The sequence below is a fragment of the Paenibacillus solanacearum genome (assembly GCF_910593845.1).
GTDB classification, from domain to species: domain Bacteria; phylum Bacillota; class Bacilli; order Paenibacillales; family NBRC-103111; genus Paenibacillus_G; species Paenibacillus_G solanacearum.
The window spans coordinates 37,752-59,902 of the sequence record NZ_CAJVAS010000035.1; the positions used below are offsets into that span (position 1 = coordinate 37,752).

Annotated in this window: 20 protein-coding genes; 15 read left to right on the forward strand and 5 right to left on the reverse strand. The window is 55.9% G+C overall.

What is annotated here, in order from left to right:
* Nucleotides 1-38 precede the first annotated feature (38 nt).
* Nucleotides 39-1,397 (reverse strand): YheC/YheD family endospore coat-associated protein, encoded by a 1,359-nt coding sequence (locus KXG62_RS25900; RefSeq protein WP_218094932.1) that lies wholly within the window; start codon nt 1,395-1,397, stop codon nt 39-41.
* 281 nt (nt 1,398-1,678) lie between these two features.
* Between KXG62_RS25900 and KXG62_RS25905 the strand changes: the two genes are divergently transcribed.
* The 5 genes from KXG62_RS25905 to KXG62_RS25925 all read left to right on the forward strand — a co-directional run bounded on the left by KXG62_RS25905 (nt 1,679) and on the right by KXG62_RS25925 (nt 6,847).
* A complete protein-coding gene (locus tag KXG62_RS25905; protein WP_218094933.1) occupies nt 1,679-3,100 on the forward strand; it encodes a spore germination protein in 1,422 nt (473 codons plus the stop codon).
* A complete protein-coding gene (locus tag KXG62_RS25910) occupies nt 3,097-4,212 on the forward strand; it encodes a GerAB/ArcD/ProY family transporter (protein WP_218094934.1) in 1,116 nt (371 codons plus the stop codon). Before KXG62_RS25905 ends, KXG62_RS25910 begins: the two co-directional genes overlap by 4 nt.
* Entirely contained in the window at nt 4,209-5,345 is a 1,137-nt protein-coding gene (locus tag KXG62_RS25915; RefSeq protein WP_218094935.1) for a Ger(x)C family spore germination protein, read from the forward strand. The genes KXG62_RS25910 and KXG62_RS25915 overlap by 4 nt, the downstream gene beginning before the upstream one ends.
* 32 nt (nt 5,346-5,377) lie before the next feature.
* A complete protein-coding gene (locus KXG62_RS25920) occupies nt 5,378-6,484 on the forward strand; it encodes an acyltransferase (protein ID WP_218094936.1) in 1,107 nt (368 codons plus the stop codon).
* 84 nt (nt 6,485-6,568) lie between these two features.
* Nucleotides 6,569-6,847, forward strand: coding sequence for a hypothetical protein (locus tag KXG62_RS25925; protein WP_218094937.1), 279 nt, complete (start codon nt 6,569-6,571; stop codon nt 6,845-6,847).
* Nucleotides 6,848-7,172: 325 nt separating this feature from the next.
* Here KXG62_RS25925 and KXG62_RS25930 read toward each other — a convergent pair whose 3' ends face one another.
* The gene (locus KXG62_RS25930; RefSeq protein WP_218094938.1) at nt 7,173-7,499 is read right to left on the reverse strand and encodes a hypothetical protein; all 327 of its coding nucleotides are present in this window, start codon (nt 7,497-7,499) and stop codon (nt 7,173-7,175) included.
* A gap of 137 nt (nt 7,500-7,636) precedes the next feature.
* Here KXG62_RS25930 and KXG62_RS25935 point away from each other — a divergent pair, with 137 nt between their 5' ends.
* The gene (locus KXG62_RS25935) at nt 7,637-8,998 is read left to right on the forward strand and encodes a DRTGG domain-containing protein (RefSeq protein WP_246627644.1); all 1,362 of its coding nucleotides are present in this window, start codon (nt 7,637-7,639) and stop codon (nt 8,996-8,998) included.
* A 583-nt stretch (nt 8,999-9,581) separates the two neighbouring features.
* On the opposite strand, the gene KXG62_RS25940 is transcribed toward KXG62_RS25935, so the two are convergent.
* The 3 genes from KXG62_RS25940 to KXG62_RS25950 form a co-directional block, all read right to left on the reverse strand.
* The gene (locus KXG62_RS25940) at nt 9,582-9,875 is read right to left on the reverse strand and encodes a YtpI family protein (protein ID WP_218094939.1); all 294 of its coding nucleotides are present in this window, start codon (nt 9,873-9,875) and stop codon (nt 9,582-9,584) included.
* A 127-nt stretch (nt 9,876-10,002) separates the two neighbouring features.
* On the reverse strand, nt 10,003-10,512 hold the full coding sequence (locus KXG62_RS25945) for a sporulation membrane protein YtrI (protein ID WP_218094940.1): 510 nt from the start codon (nt 10,510-10,512) through the stop codon (nt 10,003-10,005).
* On the reverse strand, nt 10,509-10,841 hold the full coding sequence (locus KXG62_RS25950; RefSeq protein ID WP_218094941.1) for a YtrH family sporulation protein: 333 nt from the start codon (nt 10,839-10,841) through the stop codon (nt 10,509-10,511). Before KXG62_RS25950 ends, KXG62_RS25945 begins: the two co-directional genes overlap by 4 nt.
* A gap of 240 nt (nt 10,842-11,081) precedes the next feature.
* On the opposite strand from KXG62_RS25950, the gene KXG62_RS25955 reads away from it, so the two are divergent.
* The 9 genes from KXG62_RS25955 (at nt 11,082) to citZ (ending at nt 22,042) form a co-directional block, all read left to right on the forward strand.
* Entirely contained in the window at nt 11,082-14,786 is a 3,705-nt protein-coding gene (locus KXG62_RS25955; protein ID WP_218094942.1) for a DNA polymerase III subunit alpha, read from the forward strand.
* Nucleotides 14,787-14,897: 111 nt separating this feature from the next.
* Nucleotides 14,898-15,404, forward strand: coding sequence for a phosphatidylglycerophosphatase A family protein (locus tag KXG62_RS25960; RefSeq protein WP_218094943.1), 507 nt, complete (start codon nt 14,898-14,900; stop codon nt 15,402-15,404).
* A 111-nt stretch (nt 15,405-15,515) separates the two neighbouring features.
* Nucleotides 15,516-15,707 (forward strand): glutamate decarboxylase, encoded by a 192-nt coding sequence (locus tag KXG62_RS25965; RefSeq protein ID WP_218094944.1) that lies wholly within the window; start codon nt 15,516-15,518, stop codon nt 15,705-15,707.
* A gap of 209 nt (nt 15,708-15,916) precedes the next feature.
* Nucleotides 15,917-16,843, forward strand: a complete 927-nt coding sequence (accD, locus tag KXG62_RS25970; protein ID WP_218094945.1) for an acetyl-CoA carboxylase, carboxyltransferase subunit beta — start codon at nt 15,917-15,919, stop codon at nt 16,841-16,843.
* The gene (locus tag KXG62_RS25975; protein ID WP_218094946.1) at nt 16,833-17,813 is read left to right on the forward strand and encodes an acetyl-CoA carboxylase carboxyltransferase subunit alpha; all 981 of its coding nucleotides are present in this window, start codon (nt 16,833-16,835) and stop codon (nt 17,811-17,813) included. Before accD ends, KXG62_RS25975 begins: the two co-directional genes overlap by 11 nt.
* The gene (gene pyk / locus KXG62_RS25980; protein WP_218094947.1) at nt 17,806-19,563 is read left to right on the forward strand and encodes a pyruvate kinase; all 1,758 of its coding nucleotides are present in this window, start codon (nt 17,806-17,808) and stop codon (nt 19,561-19,563) included. The genes KXG62_RS25975 and pyk overlap by 8 nt, the downstream gene beginning before the upstream one ends.
* A 240-nt stretch (nt 19,564-19,803) precedes the next feature.
* On the forward strand, nt 19,804-20,205 hold the full coding sequence (locus tag KXG62_RS25985) for an acyl-CoA thioesterase (RefSeq protein WP_246627645.1): 402 nt from the start codon (nt 19,804-19,806) through the stop codon (nt 20,203-20,205).
* A 6-nt stretch (nt 20,206-20,211) separates the two neighbouring features.
* Entirely contained in the window at nt 20,212-20,607 is a 396-nt protein-coding gene (locus tag KXG62_RS25990; RefSeq protein WP_218094949.1) for an FxsA family protein, read from the forward strand.
* Between the two features lie 322 nt (nt 20,608-20,929).
* Nucleotides 20,930-22,042 carry a citrate synthase gene (gene citZ, locus KXG62_RS25995; protein WP_218094950.1) on the forward strand — a complete coding sequence of 371 codons (1,113 nt, stop codon included), beginning with the start codon at nt 20,930-20,932 and terminating at the stop codon, nt 22,040-22,042.
* Nucleotides 22,043-22,151: the final 109 nt, after the last annotated feature.

The window sequence follows — 22,151 nt, forward strand, 5'->3', positions numbered from 1 at the left end:
ACCTCCATTCGGCCGGATGAAGCATCCTGCCGCATTGTTTAAAACTTCGAAGCGAATCGTACGTACTGCACCAGTTGTTTGACCGAGGGGCGAATTTTCCGTTCCGGCGCCAGCGGCGTATTGTCTTCTTTCGAAGGCTTGGAATTGACCTCGATTAACCAGACGCGTCCTTGCGCATCGAGGGCGAGATCGATGCCGAGCTCCGCGAAATGTCCGGCGACATGGGTCTCGATGCCCTTGGCGATTTGCAGCGCGGCGCGTTTCAGCTTCGCATGGCCTTCCCGCGAATGACCTGACCGGGCGAGCGCTTCCTTCACGGGGCTCAGCGTACCGCCCCGCGCCAGATTCGATACGAAGTGATGGTTGCCGGCGATCCGGGCCACAATCGAGGTAACGTCCCATTGTCCGGTTTCTCCCCGCTGGACAAGCGCGCGGAAATCGACGGGACGGCCGTTCACGGTAATCAGATCGAGCCCTTTTTGAATCTGGTGCCGCTGTGACTTCACTTTACCGGAGATGGAATGGAACAAGGCGGTGATCGACGGAAACGATTGCTTGCGCGCGCCGACCAGCGTTGTCGTATGCGTCGTATACGTTCCGTCCGGTTTGCGGCGAATGCGGATGATCCCCTTGCCCAGACTCCCCGTAATCGGTTTGAGGAACACGACCGGATACTTGGTGCACATCGTTTTCAACTGCTGAAAGTTGCGGAGCAAATACGATTCCGGCAAATAAATGTGCAGCCCCGATTCGTTGCGCAGGGCGTCGAAGACGTCCGTTTTGTTCAAATATTTTTCATTGAAGAAGATAGCCTGGTTCCGGGATTTGGCACTGGCCACAAATTGCTGGACGCTCGACCGACTGTCAAGCTTGCGGGAAGTCAGACGGTTATAGATGACATTCGGCAGTGGAAATACCGTTTTTTCCCACCTGTTCGTGTAGCGCCATCCGCGAACGGTATCCCCGCCTGAAACATCGTCCGGCGTACTGAAATAGACGGCGGCTCCGGCTCCGGTGCAAGCCTCGGTCAATTCCCGGCAAAACGCAGTGTTCGCCCCGAACGGTTTGTCGGGAGACTGGTCGTACACGCGGCTGACCATGACGCACAGAAGCGGACCGATCATCAGGGTGCGGGCCCCGGATTTGTATTGAAGACACAGCTGATGGCCATGCGCGAGTCCCCATTTGGAAGCGAGCGCATCACCGATCCGCATTGTGCCTGCTTGCGACAAAGGTACCACATTCACTTCCTGACGGCCCGATCCGAAACGAAGCTGCAGAGACTGATGCAGCGGAATTTTCCATTTCTTAATAATGGCTTCGCTGACCATGATCGTGGAGCTGTCGGAAAATTTACCGGCGCTTTGTATTTGCAACCTGACCTTTGTTCTTTTCATGCGAAACTCCTTCCCAGCACCGACTTGCCGTCATGCAGCTTCTCTAATGCCTGGAACATGCAAACGAACTACTTTATCATATGAGGGCGTTTACCCCTTGGTGAAAAGAAACTGCGGCAAAACGCCGCAAGAAAAACCGGGCATGCGACAGGGGTGTCCGGTTGGGGCGAATTGCGACCCCGGGAGACGCGGCTGCGGCGGAAGCGACCCGGGTCATGGAATAAATTGTACTTTCAAGGGAAAACCTACTAGACGACTTGACTCGTAGTGGGGTGTCAACCATGCCGGATCAGCACAACCCGATAGCGTCTTCCTTGTATTCCGAGCTGGAGCGGCACGGCCAGATTCAAACGCTTACCTTCCCTCGTTCCGAGGGACAGCTTGTGCTTATTTATTTCGAAGAGAGAACCGACGTGATGCTGGTGCGGAGGTACCTTGCCGAGCCGCTCCAGGAGCGGCTGCAAAGCGGCCTTCCGCTGCAGGCGATGGTTCATCACGTTCCGCTGGAGCAGGAAGGGCCGGTGCGGGAGCTGCCCGTCATCGTCAGCAGGCTCATTGCCGGCTGGACTTATGTGTACGCGTCTCAGGAGCCGGGAGGCTTCTTGTTTAATACGAGCAAGACCGTGGAGCGCAACCCGTCGAAGCCCGAAGTGGAATCGCAAATTATGGGACCGCAGCTCGCCTTCACGGAATCGCTGGAGACGAACCGGGGGATGGTACGGCAATATTTGCCAGACCCGAACTTGCGCTTCGAATCATTCCGGATCGGCCGGGATACCCAAACGGACGTGCTGCTGCTGTATTTGGAGGGAAAAGCGCGCGACGCCGATGTGGTCCTGATGAAGGATCGGCTCTCAAAGGTGAGAGAGGATGGCATTACCGATACTTCGATGCTGCTGCAATCGATCGACGACGATCCGCACTCGCTCTTTCCCCAGATGGTACCGAGCGAGCGGCTCGACCGGGTCGTCCTGAATCTGACGGGAGGCAAGCTGGTCGTCATGATGGACGGCACGCCTTCGGCGCTGATCTCGCCTGCGTCATTCTTCGATTTTTTCAAGTCGGCCGAGGACGATTACCTGCGCAGAAATATGGCGATGTTTTTGCGTCTTCTGCGGACCGTGGCGATGTTTATCTCCGTCTTTTTCACACCGATGTATGTCGCGGCGTTAACGTATCATTACCAGCTGATCCCCTCCAACATGCTTGTGCCGCTGGCGCAGTCAAGGTCGAAGGTGCCTTTTCCGCCGCTGATGGAAGCGCTGCTGCTCGAATTTATTATCGAGCTGCTGCGGGAGGCGGGGGCTCGGCTGCCGACGAAGGTCGGTCAGACGATGGGTATCGTCGGCGGTATCGTCATCGGGCAAGCGGCCGTGCAAGCAGGGTTTACGAGCAATATCCTGATTATTATCGTTGCGCTGGCGGCACTCTCGTCCTTCATTACCCCGGTGTACTTGATGGGGGCGGCGATTCGGATTATGCGATTTCCGATGCTGCTTCTGGCCGGATGGCTCGGCGCGATCGGCATCGTGATGGGGGCGAGCTTTCTGATTTTGCATCTGCTGCGGCTTTCCACGCTCGGCCATTCCTATATGTATCCGCTGTATCCGATGAATATCGGAATGGTGAGGAACAGTAGGCGCGCTTGGCAGCAGCGCAGGACCGAGGACATCTATGAGGAACCGGCAGGTGAGGGCAAGTGACGACAACAAAGGCGATTCGTAGCGCCAAGCTGATTCGCGCCTATGCGGTGTTTTTTTGCATCTCCGGAACGCAGCTGGCGGAACCATCGCAAGGTTTTCAGCGCACGCTGTATAAAGCGGCAGGCCACGATGCCTGGATTTGTTTGCTGCTGATGGCTCCGATCTCGATGGCCGCCGCGTTTTTTATCGCCAAAACCGCCGGTCAGTACGGCAACAAAGATTTGTACGCCATTCATGAGGACGTATACGGCCGGTGGCTGGCCAAGCTTCCGAACCTGATCTACGCGGTGTATTTGTTCCTGATGTGTCTGACCATCGTGCATTCTTATGCGGAGGTCGTCCAGACGTGGCTGTTCCCCGACCTGCAAGGCTGGCTGTTCGCGGGATTGCTATGTCTTTTGTTTATATACGGCATCATTGCCGGCATTCATGCGATTGCCGGGTTTGCCACGATGGCGTTCATCCTGTCCTTATGGCTGTTTTTGCTCATGTATTTTCCATTGAAGTTTGCAAGCATCGATAACCTGCTGCCGGTGCTGGAAGCCAATGCCCGGCAAATCTGGAGCGGCGTATACCAATCCACCTACTTGATGCTGGGGATGGAGCTCGTCTATTTCCTCTACCCGTTCGTACAGGATAAGCAGAACGTCCGCAAATTCTCGCAGCTCGCCGTTCTTGCCACCGTACTGACCTACATCATCTCGCTCTTGTGCGCCATCCTCTTCTATAGCGGGAAGCAGCTCACCGATACGCTGTGGCCCACGTACACCTGGTACAAAGTCGTGCAGTTTCCGTTTCTCGAACGGTTCGAGGTGGTCGCCGCGGCGTACTGGCTGATGCTGGTGCTGCCGAACTGCTTGCTGTATTTATGGTGCTGTACCCGCGGACTTCGGTCCGTGTTCGGCATGAAGCAGCAGTATGCGCTGTATTTGTGCTGCGCTGCGCTGGTGGTCATGATCTATTTGATGCCGGGGAAGCAAAATATGGCCGCGCTTTACCAGGTGATGCGGTATATCGGCGGCGCGCTCGTGTTTCTGTATCCTGTGCTGCTGTTCGCCTTAGTCCAATGGAAAAAAGGAAGAATGAGGAAAACGGGGGGACGTGCGGCATGAAAAAAAGCAAAGCCGCAGGCACTGCTGGGCTGCTGATTATGGCTGCGGCGCTGGCGACAGGCTGCCTGCATACCAAGGTGCTCGAACGATTAGGTCTTGTCATTGTGGCTGGAATCGATATGGCCCCGGGGGACCAGCTTAATGGCACCTCGGTCTTATACGAAATCGATCCGGAAGCAAGAGAACGGTCCAACGTGATCTCTTCTACGGCTTACACCGTGAAGGGCATACGTCTGAAGAATAACGCTGAATCGCGAAAAATGCTCGTGTCTGGACAGCTTCGCGTGCTGCTGCTGCACGAGGAATTGGCGAAAAGAGGGCTCACCAGCATCGTCGATACGTTCACGCGCGACCCGGACATCGGATCGGGCGTTTATTTGGCGATCTCGCAGCAGCCTGCGTTCGATATTTTGACGAGGCGGTATCCGGAGATCAGCAATGTCGGCGAATATTTGTTCCAATCGATCAAGCAAAATATGGAGAGCGAGCAAATGATCTCCGCCATGCTTCACGAATTCGTCCGCGATCTCGATTCTCCCGGCATCGATGCGTCGCTGCCCTATGTAGTCCAGCAGGACGACGAACTCCGGCTGCAGGGGGCGGCGCTGTTTCGCGGCGACAAGATGGCAGGTACGATACCGCTGAAGGAAGTATTGTTTTTGCGCCTGCTGAAAAAGCGGTATACGACGGGATTTTTCGAGCTGACACTGCCGCAGGCGGCCATCATCAGCCAAGACAAGCAGCCTGAAAAGCGAAAGCATACGTACGTGACGCTTGACTCGATCCATAGCAAATCGTCCATCTCCGTACTGGACCCGCAGCAGCCGCTGTTTCACATCAAGCTGAGGCTGAGAGCGCGCTTGCTGGAGATTTCCGTTCCCGTCGACTTGCGGGAGCGCCGTCATCTCAGGCAAATCGAGCATGCCGTAAATGAGGAAATCAAACGCTCGCTGGAGAGGCTGCTGCAGAAGACGCAGAAGCTGGCGGTGGACCCGGTCGGCTTCGGCAATAAATACCGCGCCCGGATCCGGCATTCCGGTTTGACGATCGAACAGTGGCAGCAAATTTACCCTAAGGCGAAATTCCGTATCGAGGTGTCCACCAATTTACTGCGCACCGGCCAAACGGATTAACGGCGCCCGGTCGCTCGAAGGGAGAGAACGCGGTGGCGGCAGCACCCCAAAAATCAAAACCCCGGCTGCTGGAGCTGGAAATCGTGCGGGCGGTGGCGATTGTGGCGGTCGTGGCTATTCATGCAACGTCCGAAGCGACCGTGCAGCTTCCGTTCGGCAGCGGGCCGCAGCTGCTGTACTTGACGATCAACAAGCTGTGCAATTTTGCCGTGCCTGTATTTATTATGGTGAGCGGGCTTGTCCTGTTTTACCGCTACGACGGAGACTGGAGCGGGAGGCAGGCGGGCCGGTTTTACTCAAGACGGATCAGGCAGGTATTGTTTCCTTATGTATTTTGGTCGTTCTTTTATTACCTTTACGATCAGTGGATGTTCGAGAGGGACCGCCTGCATATCGACTGGGCGGAGTTCGCCGAACTGCTGCCTTGGGCCGACGCTTCGTACCATTTATATTTTATGATCATCATCGTCCAGTTCTACCTGCTGTTTCCGCTCCTGATGTGGCTGTGCCATAGCGCGGGCCGTTTGGGCCGCGAGGGGCTGCCGTGGCTCGGACTGCTCGTTCAAGCTTTGGCCTACGGGTATAATCATTGGCTGGAGCCGATTCCGAACATGGCCTCGCTCTGTATCAATTACTTCAGCGTATTCGCGCTGGGCGCCTGGATCGGCCTTCATTACGAAGCGTTTAGCCGCTGGGCCGACCGCAGCTTCCGGTGGCTGCTGCCGCTCACCGTGCTGCTCGGCTGCAGCTTTGCCGGTCTGTTCCTGCTGGAAGACCGCGCTCCGTTCCTGCTGGAGGGAAGCTTGTACACGGTGTTATTTTTCGTATATGCCGCCTTGGCTTGCATGACGTTCATCCGGGCGGGAGCGATCATCCTGAAGCGTGCCCCAGGGCTGTCGAATAGGCTGCTGTGGCTTGGAGCGGTTTCGTTCGGCATCTATCTCGTTCATCCGGCCGTGCTGACCTATTGGCGCGTACACGTCCCCGCCGATCCGCATGACATCGGGGCATACCATGCGAATACGGCCGCATCGTTCGCCGTAAGCCTGCTGCTGCCGTGGGCATTATCCGCGCTGTACGGCCAAGCGGTCCGATTGCTGCGGCAGCGCAGACGGAAGGCCGCCTTGTCGCGGGGATAAAGGGAAGCGCGCAAAACCTGTGCTATTTCCTCTGCTGCTCTCATACAATGTATCGTACAAGTTGTGCGAGAGGAGGAGCAGGGGATGAAAGGGAAAAAAAACGTGGTGTACATGGCGCTCGCGCTCGGCATGATCCTGTATGCGGTCCCGCGCATCGATCTGAGCGGGGGGCTCACGCTGCCTACCGTGTTCGGCCTGGCCTGGATTGCTTTTGCGCTGCTGGTGGTAGCGGCGCATCTGCACGAGCTGCTGGGCGTCGAGGAAGAGACGAAGCGGGAGCTGACCAAGATCAAGCGAATGAAGCGCTGGCAGCTGGAGCAGGCCGTACAAGGCAAGCGCAGACTGCTGCAGGTGAAAAAATGACGGCGTGCCCATACAAAAGCCCGCGGAGCCGAATTCGGCCTGCGGGCTTTCGCTTGGCGGTCTTTAAGGTTCATAGCGTTGACAGAATGAAAGCGTCGCGTCGGGACTTCCTGTCTAATCCGTCCCGCCTGTAGCAAGCGGGTGACATGCTGCGCGATCGCCATGCGGTTGGGTGGCGGTTTGCCGTCTGGATCGGAACCGGATGGCGTATTCACGGTATGGAAGCGGTGGAATCGACGATTGTGTTGGGGGGCGCGAACCTTTGCACGAATCCCTTTGCGCGCCCGTTCGGCACAAGTGCAGCAGATAGTCGCCCCTCTCCGCCTTACACCAGGAGCGCGATCGTCAGCAGATCGAACAGGGCGAGCGGCAGGATGACGTTGTTATAGTACGGATTAAATCCCGGGTAACCGTATGGCAGCAGCGCGCGGCTGTGCCCCGGCATCATTTGCAAATAAATATGATACGAGTCGATATGAACAAGGAGCCCGTCGTGCATCTGTCCGTGAACCGTTTGTACCCGGATCGGTTTATGCATATGCTCGGCGCAAATGGCGTGAATTTTTTCTCTGCACTTATGCAGCAGGTCGGCCGTGGTTGACTCCAACTCGTACAAGTTCTGCATTTGCCCTCCAAATGGATTTTGCGACATGATCGGTTGGTAACCTCCTTCTTGAAATTCCTTCTTTCGATGTATATGCTTCTGCCCGCCGGATCTTGTTCGATGCACTGTCTTTTTTTTTGCCAAGCGCTATAATAGTAGTACAGATGAATACAGATGAGACGGGAATGATCATACAGATGAGCGAGACGAATAACGGTATGCAGGAAGCCTCGACCAAGCATGAACAAATTATTAAATATATCGAAAGCTTGTCTCCGGGCAGCAAAATATCCGTACGCAAAATTGCGGACAAGCTCGCCGTCAGCGAAGGCACCGCTTACCGGGCTATCAAAGAAGCCGATACGCTCGGACTTGTCGCGACGAAGGAGCGGGTCGGCACGGTGCGGGTCGAGAAGAAGCTGCGTGACCAGCTCGACAAGCTGACGTTCGCCGAAGTGGTCAATATGGTGGACGGGGAAGTGCTCGGGGGCCAGGCAGGCGTCGAGAAGACGCTGCACAAGTTCGTGATCGGCGCCATGGAGGAGGACGCCATGATGCGCTACATCGATCCCGGCAGCCTGCTGATCGTCGGGAACCGCAGTACGGCGCACAGCGGCGCGCTTGAGCATGGCGCAGGGGTGCTCATTACCGGCGGCTTCGGGACGAGCGAGGAAGTGCGGAGGCTCGCGGATCAGTTGGAGCTGCCGATCATCTCAAGCAGCTACGATACGTTCACGGTCGCTTCCATGATCAATCGGGCGATCTACGACCGGCTCATCAAGAAAAAAATATTGCTGATCGAGGACATCATTCCGAAGCAGATGCAGGTGTACTCGCTGAAGGCGAACCATACGCTGAAGGACTGGCAGCGGCTGCACGAGGAAACCGGCCACAGCCGTTTTCCGGTCGTCGACGAGTGGAACCGCGTCATCGGCATGATCACCTCCAAAGACTTGATCGGCGCGGGATCGCAGCAAACCATCGACAAGCTGATGACGCGCGGGCCCGTCACGGCGAGCCCCAGCACGTCGGTCGCTTCCGCCGCCCATATGATGGTGTGGGAAGGCATCGAGCTGCTGCCAATCATCGATATGAACCGCAAGGTGACGGCGGTCATCTCGCGCAAGGACGTGCTGAAGGCGATGCAGCACATTCAGCGCCAGCCGCAGCACGGCGAAACGTTCGAGGATTTGATCTGGTCCGGCTTCACGGAGGTCAAGGACAAGTCGTCGGAGCAAGCCGTATTTCGCGGAACGATCACGCCCCAGATGACGAACCGGCTCGGTACTGTCTCCGAGGGGGTGCTGACGGTACTGATGACGCAGGCGGCGTACCACGCCGTGCAGGATGTGAAGAAGGGCGACCTGGTGCTCGACAACATGTCGTCGTATTTCGTCAAGCCCGTGCAAATCGACAGCGAAGTTGAGATACACGCGAAAATTATCGAAGTGAGCCGTAAATTCGCCAAAACAGATGTCGAAATTTTCCATGGCGGATCGATGGTCGCCAAATCGATGCTGACGGCGCAGGTGATCGAGCAAGGGTAGCGGGGATGCGGCTAGCGGACCACGGGGCACGTCAAGGTACATCAGGGCGCATCGGGGCTTGCAAGGGGATGGGATAAGGTACATGGAGAGGCGTTGAGTCGCAAGGCGAGCGGTAGGATGCATAGGCATACGAGACAGTGCTTGAACGTGAGCAAGGAAATGTCTGCGTAAGGAGTAACTCAATAATCCAATAAATTGTTGCCCAAACCGAACTTTTTTTACTTCAAATGGCGGTTTTCCGCTCAACTGTTCGGCTAATCGAACTATTCAGAGGGTGATCCGTTTGAATAGTAGGTTTTGCCAACTATTTCGCTGTTTTCCGCCTGATCGCGTTGATTTAGTACATTAAGGGCAATTAATAGTTGTGGATTGCCTGCTCCTGAATCAAAAAGAAAAAGCTCTACTCACATAATGGGAGCAGAGCTTGTTACTTTTATACCCGCCAAAGGGGCCGCATCGCATGATCCAAGACCATAAATTGGGGTGCGAACTTGGATCGAACGTGCACCTGGGATTTCGCGCGTGTTGACGCGTGGGAAAGCAGCCTGATGTGGAAGCTTTACGCACCGTCGCGATGCGCCCATTATCTTTGACGGCTGAAATGGATATGGTTGCGGATCCCCGCAAACAAATTGAACAAGCCGAGCAGCAGGCAGACGGTTCCGAAGATGCGGCGGGTCACCGAGTCGGTGAAAAAGAACAGCTGCGACACGGCGATGACCGTCAGCATCAATCCCATAGCGATATTCATGCGCGAGGCGTACAAGCCGCGAGTTGTGGCGTCCTGTCCCCGGCGGTAACGGAAGCTGTAGTACACGGTAAAGAGCAGCGTGATCACAATCAGCACGCTGAGCACAACTTGGAACTTTTCCAGCATGGGAACAAGCACTTCCTTCTAAACAAGGGTCGCCCGGAGATCGCGATCTCGGACAAGGGGCGTCGTCTGCTTCCACTTTAGCGATTTTTGGCATGAAAATCAACCAAATCTCCGCGCCGTTCCTTGTTTAGGACATCGGAATCCGTTTCCACTCCTTGACCGTGACCCAAATTTTCAGCTCGGTTTGTGTGACGACCATCCATTTTACGTTCTGCACCATATAATCTTTATCCATGACGGCCAAATACGGTTTTTGCACCAATATTTTCTCGTAAATATCCGGGTTCTCGGCAAAATCGGAAATTTTGCGGCCGATGATGACTCCGCGCAAATCGCTGTTAATGCGGCGCCGCAGCTCCGCCTCCGTCAACTTGTCCAGCTCAGTATGCTCCCCCGGGACGACATACACTTGCAGCAGGTTGATCGTATTTTGTTGATTTTTTGTTTTTTTCAGATCCGCATTTTCCCTTTGCAGTTGATTCAGATCCGTTCGCAGCACTTGATACTGCTCGATGATGAAATTGAGCTGGTGGTGATACAGGCTCATGAACAAAGCCGCACCGATCACCATCCCCGCGATGACAAGTCCCGCCGTGCGCAGGAAGCCGCCCGGCTGCCGGGCTTCAGGCGTGCTCACCCATTGGCTCCCCCTTTACAGATCCATTGAATCAGCGTGGAGCCCATATGAGCGCCCGTAAACGCGCAGACGATATAAACGATTTGCTTGATGGCCGGCGAGATGTGACCTTCGATGAAATTCGTTTCGATCGCGCGGATCGGATCGATCGTTCCTCCGATCGCCGCTACCATCGCCCATATTTTGATCTGCTCCGCCACGCTCGTCATGCGGTAGACCGGGGGCTCGAGCGTGAAGACGGCGCTGATCCCCGCGAGCATCGTTCCCCCGAGCACGACGCCGAACGCCACGAAAAAATCAAGCAAACACTTCGACACGAAAGCCGCCATTTCATTTCCCTCCCGTTACTTGCTGCAGCACTCCGCGCTTTGCTTCGCTGCGGTCTGCCCGCGTGTCAGGCTGCGCGAGGCAGGATTGCGGCCGAGGCGCTGGTTTGTTCGCTTAGCTATTCCTCGTCCGCAGACCGGCAAACTGCGCATAACCTGTCCTCTCTTACCTACTGTATGGCACACTTGTTCGCATTATGCTAAAATAATAATAATAAATTTACGTCAGGGGAGGCGGCCCGGATGAGCGGGTTCGTTCATTTACACGTACATAGCGAATACAGCCTGCTGGACGGGGCCGCGCGGATCGACGATTTGGTGGGCCAAGCGGCCAGTCTGGGCATGAAGGCGCTCGCGCTCACCGATCATGGGGTCATGTACGGTGCGATTCCTTTTTACAAAGCTTGCAAGGAACGCGGCATCAAGCCGATCATCGGCTGCGAGGTATACTACACGGCAGGTTCGATCCGGCAGAAGGGCACGCGGCAGGAGCAGCCGATTTACCATTTGATTTTGCTCGCGAAAAACATGACCGGTTATCAAAATTTGATGAAACTTGTCTCCATCGCCCATCTGGAAGGCTACCATTATAAACCGCGGATCGATCCGGAGCTGCTGGCGCGGCATGCCGAAGGGCTTATCTGCACGAGCTCGTGCCTCGGCAGCGAAGTTTCGCAGCATTTGCTGCACGGCAAGTATGACGAGGCCAAGGCGGCGGCGCTGCGGTACCGGGACATCTTCGGCAGCGATTTTTATTTGGAGCTGCAGGACCATGGTCTCTCCGAGCAAAAGAAGGTGCTGCAGGAGATGCTGCGGCTAAGCCGCGATACGGGCATTCCGCTGGTAGCGACGAATGACGTGCACTATGTGCGCGAGCCGGAGCATGAGGTGCAGGATATTCTCATCTGCATCGGCACGGGCAAGACGGTCGACGACGAGGAACGGCTCAAGTTCCATTCGTCGCAGCTGTATTTGAAAAGTGCAGATGAGATGGCGCGCTTGTTTCCGCATGTGCCGGAGGCGCTGGCCAATACGGCCGCCATCGCCAAGCAGTGCCATCTCGAACTCGAATTCGGCCGGTCGATTCTGCCGCAATTCGAGCCGATTCCGGAAGGGATGTCGGCAGGCGAATATCTTGCCGAACTTTGCCGCGAAGGCGTCGTGCAGCGCTACAGCTTGTCGGAGGAATGGCAGGACGAGAGCTGGCGCCAAGGCGTGCTCGAGCGGCTCGAGTACGAGCTATCGGTCATTGAGCGGATGGGGTATTCGGATTACTTTTTGATCGTCTGGGATTTTATCCGGTTTGCCCACGAGAACGGCATTGCGACGGGACCCGGGAGGGGGTCCTCAGCGGGAAGCCTGGTCGCGTACGTGCTGCGGATCACCGACGTCGACCCGATTCGCTATCGGTTGCTGTTCGAACGGTTCCTGAATCCGGAGCGGGTATCGATGCCCGATATCGATATCGACTTCAGCGACCTGCGGCGTGACGAAGTGATCGACTACGTCGTCGGCAAATACGGCCGTGACCGGGTCGCGCAGATCATCACCTTCGGAACGATGGCGGCGAAGGCGGCGGTGCGGGACGTCGGACGGGTGCTGAACATCCCGTTCGGCGAGGTCGACCGCGCCGCCAAGTTGATCCCGCACCAGCTCGGAATGACGCTGTCGGAGGCGCTGCAGGCAAGCCCCGAGCTGAAGGCGCTGGCGGCGGCGCAGCCGAAGACGGCGGAGCTGCTGAAGCTGGCGATGAAGGTCGAGGGCATGCCGCGCCACGCGTCGACGCATGCGGCGGGCGTTATCATCTCGCGCGAGCCGCTGACCCAGTACGTCCCGCTGCAGGAGGGCACGGAGCAGACCGCGCTGACGCAGTATGCGATGGAGCATCTGGAGTCGATCGGCCTGCTCAAAATGGACTTTCTCGGCTTGCGCACCCTCTCGATCATCGAACGGACGCTCGAATGGATTCGCGAGCAGATGGGAGAAACGCTCGACTGGACGAACATCCCGATGGATGATCCGGCGACGTATGAGCTGCTGTGCCGGGGGGATACGACGGGCGTGTTTCAGCTCGAGTCTCCCGGCATGCGAAGGGTGTTGAAGGAGCTTCGGCCTTCGGGCTTCGAGGATATTATTTCGGTGAACGCATTGTACCGGCCGGGTCCGATGGAATTCATCCCCAAATTTATTGAATACAAGCACGGAACGGAGCAGGTCGAATACCCGCATCCGCTGCTCGAGCCGATCCTTCGCGATACGTACGGCATCATCGTATATCAGGAACAGATCATGCAGATCGCATCGCTGATGGCCGGCTTCAGTCTTGGCGAGGCGGATTTGCTGCGGCGCGCCGTCAGCAAGAAGAAGCGCGAAGTGCTCGACGAGGAAAGGGCCCATTTCGTTAAAGGCAGCCTCGGCCAAGGCTATACGGAAGCCGAAGCGAACAAGGTGTATGACATGATCGTCCGCTTCGCAGACTACGGCTTCCCGCGGGCGCATGCTACGGCGTACGGGGTTCTGGCGTTTCAAACCGCCTACTTGAAGACGCATTATCCGGTCCACTTCATGGCATCGATGCTCACGGCCGTCATGGGCAGCCACCATAAGGTCGCCGAGTATGTGGACGAATGCCGCCGGATGGGCATCCCCGTACTGCCGCCCGACGTGAACGAAAGCGGCTTCCTGTTCACGCCTTTGCCAAGTCAGCCGGACGGCAAGCCAGCGATCCGGTTCGGTTTGGCGGCCATCAAGAACGTCGGCACGCATGCGATCGAATCCATTATTTCCGAGCGCCGATCCGGACCTTACACGAGCCTGATCGACTTTTGCCGCCGGGTCGACTTGCGGGTGTGCAACAAGCGGGTGATGGAATCGCTCGTACAAGGCGGTGCGTTCGACTCGCTGCCGGGTCACCGGGCGCAGTTGCTCGCGATGCTGGAGGACGCCGTCGATGCGGCGGTCAAATGGCGCAAGGATCGCGAAGACTTGCAGCTTGTTCTGGACGGGTTCGGCTTCGTGGAGGAAACGAACTGGGAAGTGCAGTATCCGGACATCGCCTCCTTCACGATGACGCAGCAGTTGGAGCTGGAGCGGGAGCTGCTCGGACTGTACATCTCCGGCAGCCCGATGGACGACCATGAAGAGGTGCTGCGTAAGCTGGAGCTCGATCCGATGCATCAACTGCAGGAATACCCCGACGGAAGCGAAGTGATGGTCGCCGGACTGGTCGTCTCGAGCAAGACGATCGTTACCAGGAAAGGACAGCCGATGGCGTTCATGGAGCTGGAAGACCGCGTTGGGAAGACGGAAGTCGTGCTGTTTCCCGAAGTGTGGAAAAAGCACGCGCCGCTTGTGCAAAAAGGCAAGCCCGTGCTGGTGATCGCGAAGCTTCAGCTCGGGGATGAGGATTACAAGCTGCTGGCCGATCAGCTGCTTGCGATGGACGACCCGCACCTGGAGCTGAAGGCGGTGAAGCCGTCAGCGGGCGGAGCTGGGGGCAGGCAGGGCGCGGCCCGCAGGAATGGACCGGCGGGGCGGCCCGCGGTCAAGGAGCGTCCGGCCGGAGGGCCGGGCACTCCTTCCGCCGCTGCATCCGGCGGGGGGACAGTCGTCTCTTCCGCAACTGCGTCCGCCAGTGGAGCAGGGGCTCAGCCGTCCTCCGCACCCAAGCCGGCCGACTCCGTCCCTCCCGCCGCCGCAGCCGCATCTGCGGAAGCGGCTGTCCAGCGCGTGTATGTCAAAATTTCGCCGCTGCATGAGAAGCCCGCCGTGCTCGAGATGCTCAAGCGGGTGCTCGGAAGGCATGGCGGATTGCTGCCGGTCGTGCTGTACTACGAGAAGTCGCAGCGTTCGCTCGGCTTGAGCGATAAATACAGGGTCAACCCGACGCAGGAACTGCTCGATAGCATTGAGCGGCTGCTCGGTAAAGAATCGGTAAAAGTGAAATAATCCCAGCCTCCTCCGCATAGATTAAGTAACCCGCGCAACAACGAGCGGCTTCCTGCTGGTCAAACGCGTTTGCCGCATGTTACTGATCCTTCGGAGGAGGCGTATTTTTTGATGAATCAGGATGATACCATTATCGAATGCCTGGAAAGTCGCGGTGTGACCATCGACAGTATCGCGGACATTGTGCTTTCGCTTCAGCTTCCTTATAATCCCAAGCTGTCCAAACAAAGCTGCGTGGACAGCGTCCTGCATGTGCTTGGTAAACGCGAAGTGCAGTATGTGCTCTATACCGGCATTGCGCTCGACGAGCTGGCGGAGAAGAAAATGCTGCCGCAGCCGCTGCAAGCGATTATGGAAGCCGATACCCCGCTCTACGGCGTAGACGAGACGTTGGCTCTGGGCATCGTCAATGTGTACGGCATGATCGGTCTAACGAGCTTCGGTTACTTGGACAAGAAGAAAATCGGCATTATCCGCGAATTGAACGATCATCCCTCTGGCATACATGTGTTTTTGGACGACTTGGTCGCCGGACTGGCCGCGGCGGCATCGGCCCGAATCGCCCATCGGCATCAGGATGAACTGGACAACCCTCCGAGCCAAGCCGAATCGCCTTAATGACAACCATCCATGGAATTTAGACCTTCCGGCCCCCCCTCGATGCTCCGGTTGCGGGAAAAAGTGGACTTATGTTATCATTATTGCATTATGTTCGGGAGGTCTTTTTTCATGTGGACGGTTATTTATATTGCTCCGACCGCTAAAATTGCTGATAAAATCAAGCAAAGACTTACGGAAGAGGGATTTCTTGTTCAGGTAAGGGCAATCAACATGACAAAGAACCAATTCGAAATCGTAGTACCCGAAGGCGAAGTGGAGGAAGTGCAGGAAGTATTGAACTCCATTTTGCATCGATCATAAATACGGAGCCGTTCTGCAGCTGTTGCGATCATAAGTTTTTCTTATGAGTAGAGGGCATGTCATTTCGGTAAGTGCCCCAGCAGGCCAAACGGTTTGTTCATGAGAAAAATTTCATTTAAAACACGAACGTATCTTTATCGTGATGGCTTCGGTCCAGAAGCTTTTCTTCATTTTGGACAGGCTTAAAACCGTAGGGCGAGGTGTAGTTCATGCAATTCAAAGACTTATTCCAGAAGAAAAGAAAGTACGCCACCGTTCCTTCAACAAGCAGGCCCTTACAAAACCCGGTGGTTGACGGACAATTGGACGTTCCCGAGGAGCGGCCCAAGCGTGAAATTCCGGAAGGCTTGATGAACAAGTGCCCGAGGTGTGGAACGATCCAGTATAACAAAGAGCTGGACAAAAATTTAAAAGTTTGCACGGCATGCGATTATCATTACAAGCTGAACGCCGTTGAGCGGATTCAGATGATCATGGACGAGGGTCAATTCCTGGAGTATGACAGCGACATGGCGTCGGAGGACCCGCTTGATTTCCCTGATTATAAAGCAAAATATGCCAAAAGCGTAGATGCTACCGGCATGCGGGACGCCGTGATTACCGGGGAAGGAACCATCGGCGGCTACCGTGCCGTCATGGCGGTCATGAGCTTTGATTTCATGGGCGGCTCGCTGGGATCTGTTGTCGGCGAGAAAGTGACCAATGCGATTGAGCAAGCGGTCGAGAAGAAGCTTCCGCTTCTTATTTTTTCCACTTCCGGCGGTGCGCGGATGCATGAAAGCATCTTAAGCCTGATGCAGATGGCGAAGACAAGCGCAGCCTTGGCGAGATTGAATGAACAGGGCGGTCTGTATATTTCGGTCATTACGGACCCTACGTTCGGCGGCGTGACAGCCAGCTTCGCCACGCTCGGCGATTACATCATTGCGGAACCGGGTGCCTCTTTCGGCTTTACGGGACGCAGGGTCATCGAACAGACGATTCGGCAGAAGCTGCCGGACAATTTCCAAACTGCGGAGTTCAACTTGGCGCACGGTCAGCTTGATTTGGTAACCCACCGCAAAGAAATGCGCAGTACGCTGTCGCGTCTTCTTGCGATGCATTCGCTCCAGGAGGTGACGGAAGTTGGCAGTTGAATTGCCATTTGAACAACCGCTTATTGAATTGCGGGGGAAAATCGAAGAGCTGAAAAGGTTCAGCCAGGACAAGCAGATTGATTTCACGGACGAAATCGCCCGGCTTGAACTGCGCTACGAGCAGTTGGAAGCAGAACTGTACAGCTCAATGAGCACGGCGCAAAAAATGCAAATTGCCCGCCATCCGCAGCGTCCGACGACGCTTGATTACATTCAGCACATTTTCACGGATTTCATCGAATTGCACGGCGACCGGATGTTCCGCGACGATCTGGCGATTGTCGGCGGCGTGGCCCGGCTCAATGGGGTGCCTGTAACGATTATCGGGCATCAGAAGGGTAAGGATACGAAGGATAACATCGCCCGTCATTTCGGAAGCCCGCATCCGGAAGGATACCGCAAGTCGCTTCGCTTGATGCAGCAGGCGAACAAGTTCAGACGTCCGATCATTACCTTCATTGATACGAAGGGAGCTTATCCGGGAAGTGCAGCGGAAGAACGCAATCAAGGTGAGGCAATTGCCCGCAATTTGATGGAGATGTCGTCCATGCGCGTTCCGATCATTTGCGTCGTGATCGGCGAAGGCGGCAGCGGCGGCGCGCTGGCGCTGGGGGTAGGCAACCGCGTGTATATGCTCGAGAACGCGATTTACTCGGCGATTACGCCGGAAGGTGCGGCTTCGATCATTTACCGGGACGCTTCCAAATCGATGGAGGCGGCGGAAGCGATGAAGATCACGGCCGACGAAATCTTGAAGCTCGGCGTCATTGACGGCATTATTGCGGAACCGAAGGGCGGCGCCCATCGGGATATCGTTGTGCAGGCCGATGCAATCAAGCAGGCGCTGTGGACGAATCTGCAGGAGCTTTCCAAAATGACAGAAACTCAACTTACGGAAGACCGATATGCGAAATTCAGAAAAATCGGCCGCTTCACCACAATTCAGGAGGGTAACCCTAATCATGCGTAAAACCAAAATTGTATGTACGATCGGCCCAGTGAGCGAATCGCTGGACATGTTCAAAAAATTGATCAACGCCGGGATGAACGTCGCCCGGCTCAACTTCTCCCACGGCGACTTTGAAGAGCATGGCAACCGGATCAAGAACGTGCGTCAAGCCTGTCAGGAACTGGGCAAAAATGTAGCGATCCTGCTGGATACCAAAGGACCGGAAATCCGTACGGGCAAGCTGAAGGACGATCAGAAGGTCGAGCTCGTGCAGGACAACCTGATCACGCTAACGACGGAAGAAATCGTCGGGGATGCAGAGCGCGTCTATATTACATACCGGGATCTGTACAAAGACGTGAAGGTCGGTTCCACGATCTTGATCGACGACGGCCTGATCGGGCTCACAGTAGAAGATATTCGCGGCACGGACATCGTATGCCGCATTAAAAACGGCGGATTGCTCGGCGGCAAAAAAGGCGTAAACGTGCCGGGCGTGAAAATCAATTTGCCGGGCATTACGGAAAAAGACGCAAACGACATTATTTTCGGCATTCAGCAGGGTGTGGATTTTATCGCTGCTTCTTTCGTGCGCAAGGCCAGCGACGTTATCGAAATCCGTGAAATTTTGGAGCGCCACAACGCGAAGCATATTCAAATCATCTCCAAAATCGAAAACCAGGAAGGCGTCGACAACCTCGATGAAATTTTGGAAGTGTCCGACGGTCTGATGGTAGCGCGCGGCGACTTGGGCGTGGAAATTCCGGCCGAAGACGTGCCGATCGTGCAAAAAGCGATGATTAAGAAATGTAACCAAGCGGGCAAGCCGGTTATTACGGCAACGATGATGCTCGATTCGATGCAGCGCAATCCCCGCCCAACCCGTGCGGAAGCGAGCGACGTGGCGAATGCGATCTTCGACGGAACGGATGCGGTGATGCTGTCCGGGGAAACCGCGGCAGGAAAATATCCGGTCGAATCCGTGCTGACGATGGCGCGCATCGCCGAGCGTACGGAAACGGCGCTGGAGCATCGCGAAATTTTCGTGCGTCAAAGCAATGCGCAGCAGCGTACGGTCACCGAAGCAATCTCGCAAGCGGTGGCGAACTCCGCGCTGGATCTGGATGCCAAAGCGATCCTGACCGCTACGGAGAGCGGCTATACCGCGCGGATGGTATCGAAATACCGTCCGAAGGCGCCGATCATTGCCGTTACGCCGGATGAGCGCGTGCTTCGCCGCTTGTCGCTCGTATGGGGCGTCACGCCGATCAAAGGCGAATCCTGCACTTCCACCGATCAACTGTTCGAGCATGCGGTCGATATGAGCGTCAAGGCCGGCCTTGTCAGCCTGGGCGACCATGTCGTGATTACGGCGGGCGTACCGGTAGGCCGTTCTGGAACAACGAACTTGATTAAGGTGCATCAAATCGGCGAGATGATCGCCAAAGGTCAAGGGATCGGCACGCAGATCGCCACCGGCTTCGTCGTTACGGCTCGCACGGCGGAAGAAGCGCTCTCGAAGGCAACCGAAGGCTGCATCCTTGTGACGTTGACGACGGATAAAGAATACATGCCTGCTTTCGAGAAAGCGGCAGCTGTCATTACGGAGACGGGCGGCATTACGTCCCACGCTGCTGTAGTCGGCATCAGCCTGAGCAAGCCGGTAATCGTTGGCGTCGAAGGCGCGACCGAGATTCTGAAAGACGGCGCGGAAGTATCGATCTATCCGGAAGTGGGCGTGATTTACTCCGGCCGCGCGCGCGTCCTGTAAGGTACGGTGTCTTTCTCACTAAGCTGCGCGACGGCTTCAGAGGGCGACCGGGCAAGCCAATCCTTTGCAGCGGGTCGCATTCAATAAGAAGCGTTGGACAAGCAGAAGCAGCGTATGAATAGAACGGAAGGGAGGGAGCGAAATCGAGGACCGGTTTCGCTCTTTCCGTTTCCAGGCTTAACGTAGGGGGTTCACCCTCCGATCACTCGATGGATGGATGAAAAGGAGGCCGCCGCGGCGATGTTTACACATGAGCTTCGCGTCCGTTATCAGGAGACCGATCAAATGGGCGTCGTATATCATGCCAACTATTTGAACTGGTTCGAGATCGGCCGAACCGAAATGATCCGCGACATGGGCATGCCTTACCGCACGCTGGAAGAGAAAGGTCTGCTGCTGCCGGTCATTGAGGCAGAGTTGAAATTTCGCCAGCCGGCGCGTTATGACGACTGGATTACGATCGAAACGCGCATTGTGGATAGGACGAATCTTCGTCTTCAGTTTGCCTGCGAGATCCGAAGAGGGGATGAGCTGCTTGTCAGCGGAGGGACGAAGCACGTGTGGCTGAACCGTGACTGGAAGCCGGTCCGCATCGACAGAGAAGCGCCGGAACTGTTTGCACTTCTTCAGAAATGGAGCTGAGCGTCTATGTTTCGTATCGTCGTGATTGCACTCATTCTGGTTCCCGCCTTGGAAATATGGGGACTGTTTGAGATGGGGAAGCTGATCGGCGGCTGGCAGACGTTCGGACTTATCGTGCTGACCGGCTTTCTGGGCGCATGGCTCGCCCGCCGGGAAGGGCGTAAAGTATGGACATATGCGCGGCAGCAGCTGTCCGTCGGGGCATTTCCGACCGATTCCATCTTGGACGGCATTGCGATTTTCACCGGAGGACTGCTCTTGATGTCTCCGGGGCTGATCACCGACGTGTTCGGTTTCCTGATGGTTTTCCCGGTCACGCGGCCGATCTTCACGCGGTGGATTTTGGCCATCATCCGCAAACGGATCGGGACGGGGAGCTACTCGTTTTTTTGGCGGGAATGACGATGGCTGAATAGGCGGAACGAAAGCGGATGATGTGACAAGTTTCGGTATAAACTAACAGCATTTAGAAAATGCTTTTACAGGGGAAACGACGCGGACTCCATTCCCGGACACAGCAAAAATGGTTTAATTCCGCCGGCCGTTTCCTTGCTGAGGGCAAGCGGAGCGGTCTTGAAAACGGCGCGGAATCAACGAATATGGGGATTCAGAAGTTTTTTCTATTGTGCCGATAATGAACTTTTATGTCTGAATTTGTTCACATTGTCTTCTAAATCAATTATAGTAGACTTATGTGAAATTGAACGCAAAAGGAGAGATTATCTTGACAGCTACCAAAGGTTTGGAAGGGATCGTAGCCACAACGTCCTCCATCAGCTCGATCATTGACGGTGTGCTAACCTATCGCGGCATCAACATCGACGACCTTGCAGAAAACGCCACTTTCGAAGAGGTAGTGTATCTGTTATGGTACGGCAAGCTGCCGAATCGCTCCGAATTGGACCATCTGGTTATCGAGTTGAGCGGATATGCTCAAATTCCACAGCAAGTGATCGATCAGATCAAGCTGTACCCGAAAGACGTTAACTCTATGGCTGCCCTTCGCAGCACCGTTTCCAGTCTGGCGTTGTACGATGCGGAAGCTAACGATATGAGCCAAGAAGCGAATCTGCGCAAAGCGAAAAAACTGCAGGCGCAGCTGCCGACGATCGTGGCGGCTTTCGCGCGCATTCGTGCCGGCCAAGAGCCGATCGCACCGAAAGCAGGCGCTTCGATTGCCGAGAACTTCCTGTACATGCTGACCGGGAACCAGCCGGACAAAGTTGCGATTGAAGCGCTGGACAAAGCGCTCGTGCTTCATGCAGACCATGAGCTTAACGCTTCCACCTTCGCGGCTCGCGTCACCGTAGCGACGCTGTCCGACATTTATTCCGGCGTCACTTCGGCGATCGGCGCGCTCAAAGGACCGCTGCACGGCGGGGCCAACGAAGCGGTCATGGCCATGCTGGAAGAGATCGGCACGGCCGACAACGTCACCAGCTATATCAACGAGAAGCTTGCGAACAAAGAGAAAATCATGGGCTTCGGCCATCGCGTGTACAAAAACGGCGATCCGCGCGCGAAGCATCTGCAAAAGATGTCCCAAGAGCTCAGTAAAATTACAGGCAACTTGAACTGGTACAACATGTCGATCCAAATCGAAGAGATTGTAACCGGTCAAAAGGGACTCAAACCGAACGTAGACTTCTACTCCGCGTCCGTATACACCTCGCTGGAAATTCCACGCGACTTGTTTACGCCGATTTTTGCGATCAGCCGTACGTCGGGCTGGACTGCGCATATTCTCGAGCAGTACGAGAACAACCGCCTGATCCGTCCGCGCGCCGAGTACACAGGCCCGTCGCATCAAGCTTATATCCCGATCGATAAGCGCTAATCGGCTACTTGCTTTGACTTGCAGCTGCCAACGGGCTGCTGCGGCATTCGCATGCACTCGGCCCGTCATTCGGGGCAGAGGCCTTGCGCCGCGGCTCCCGTTCATTTTT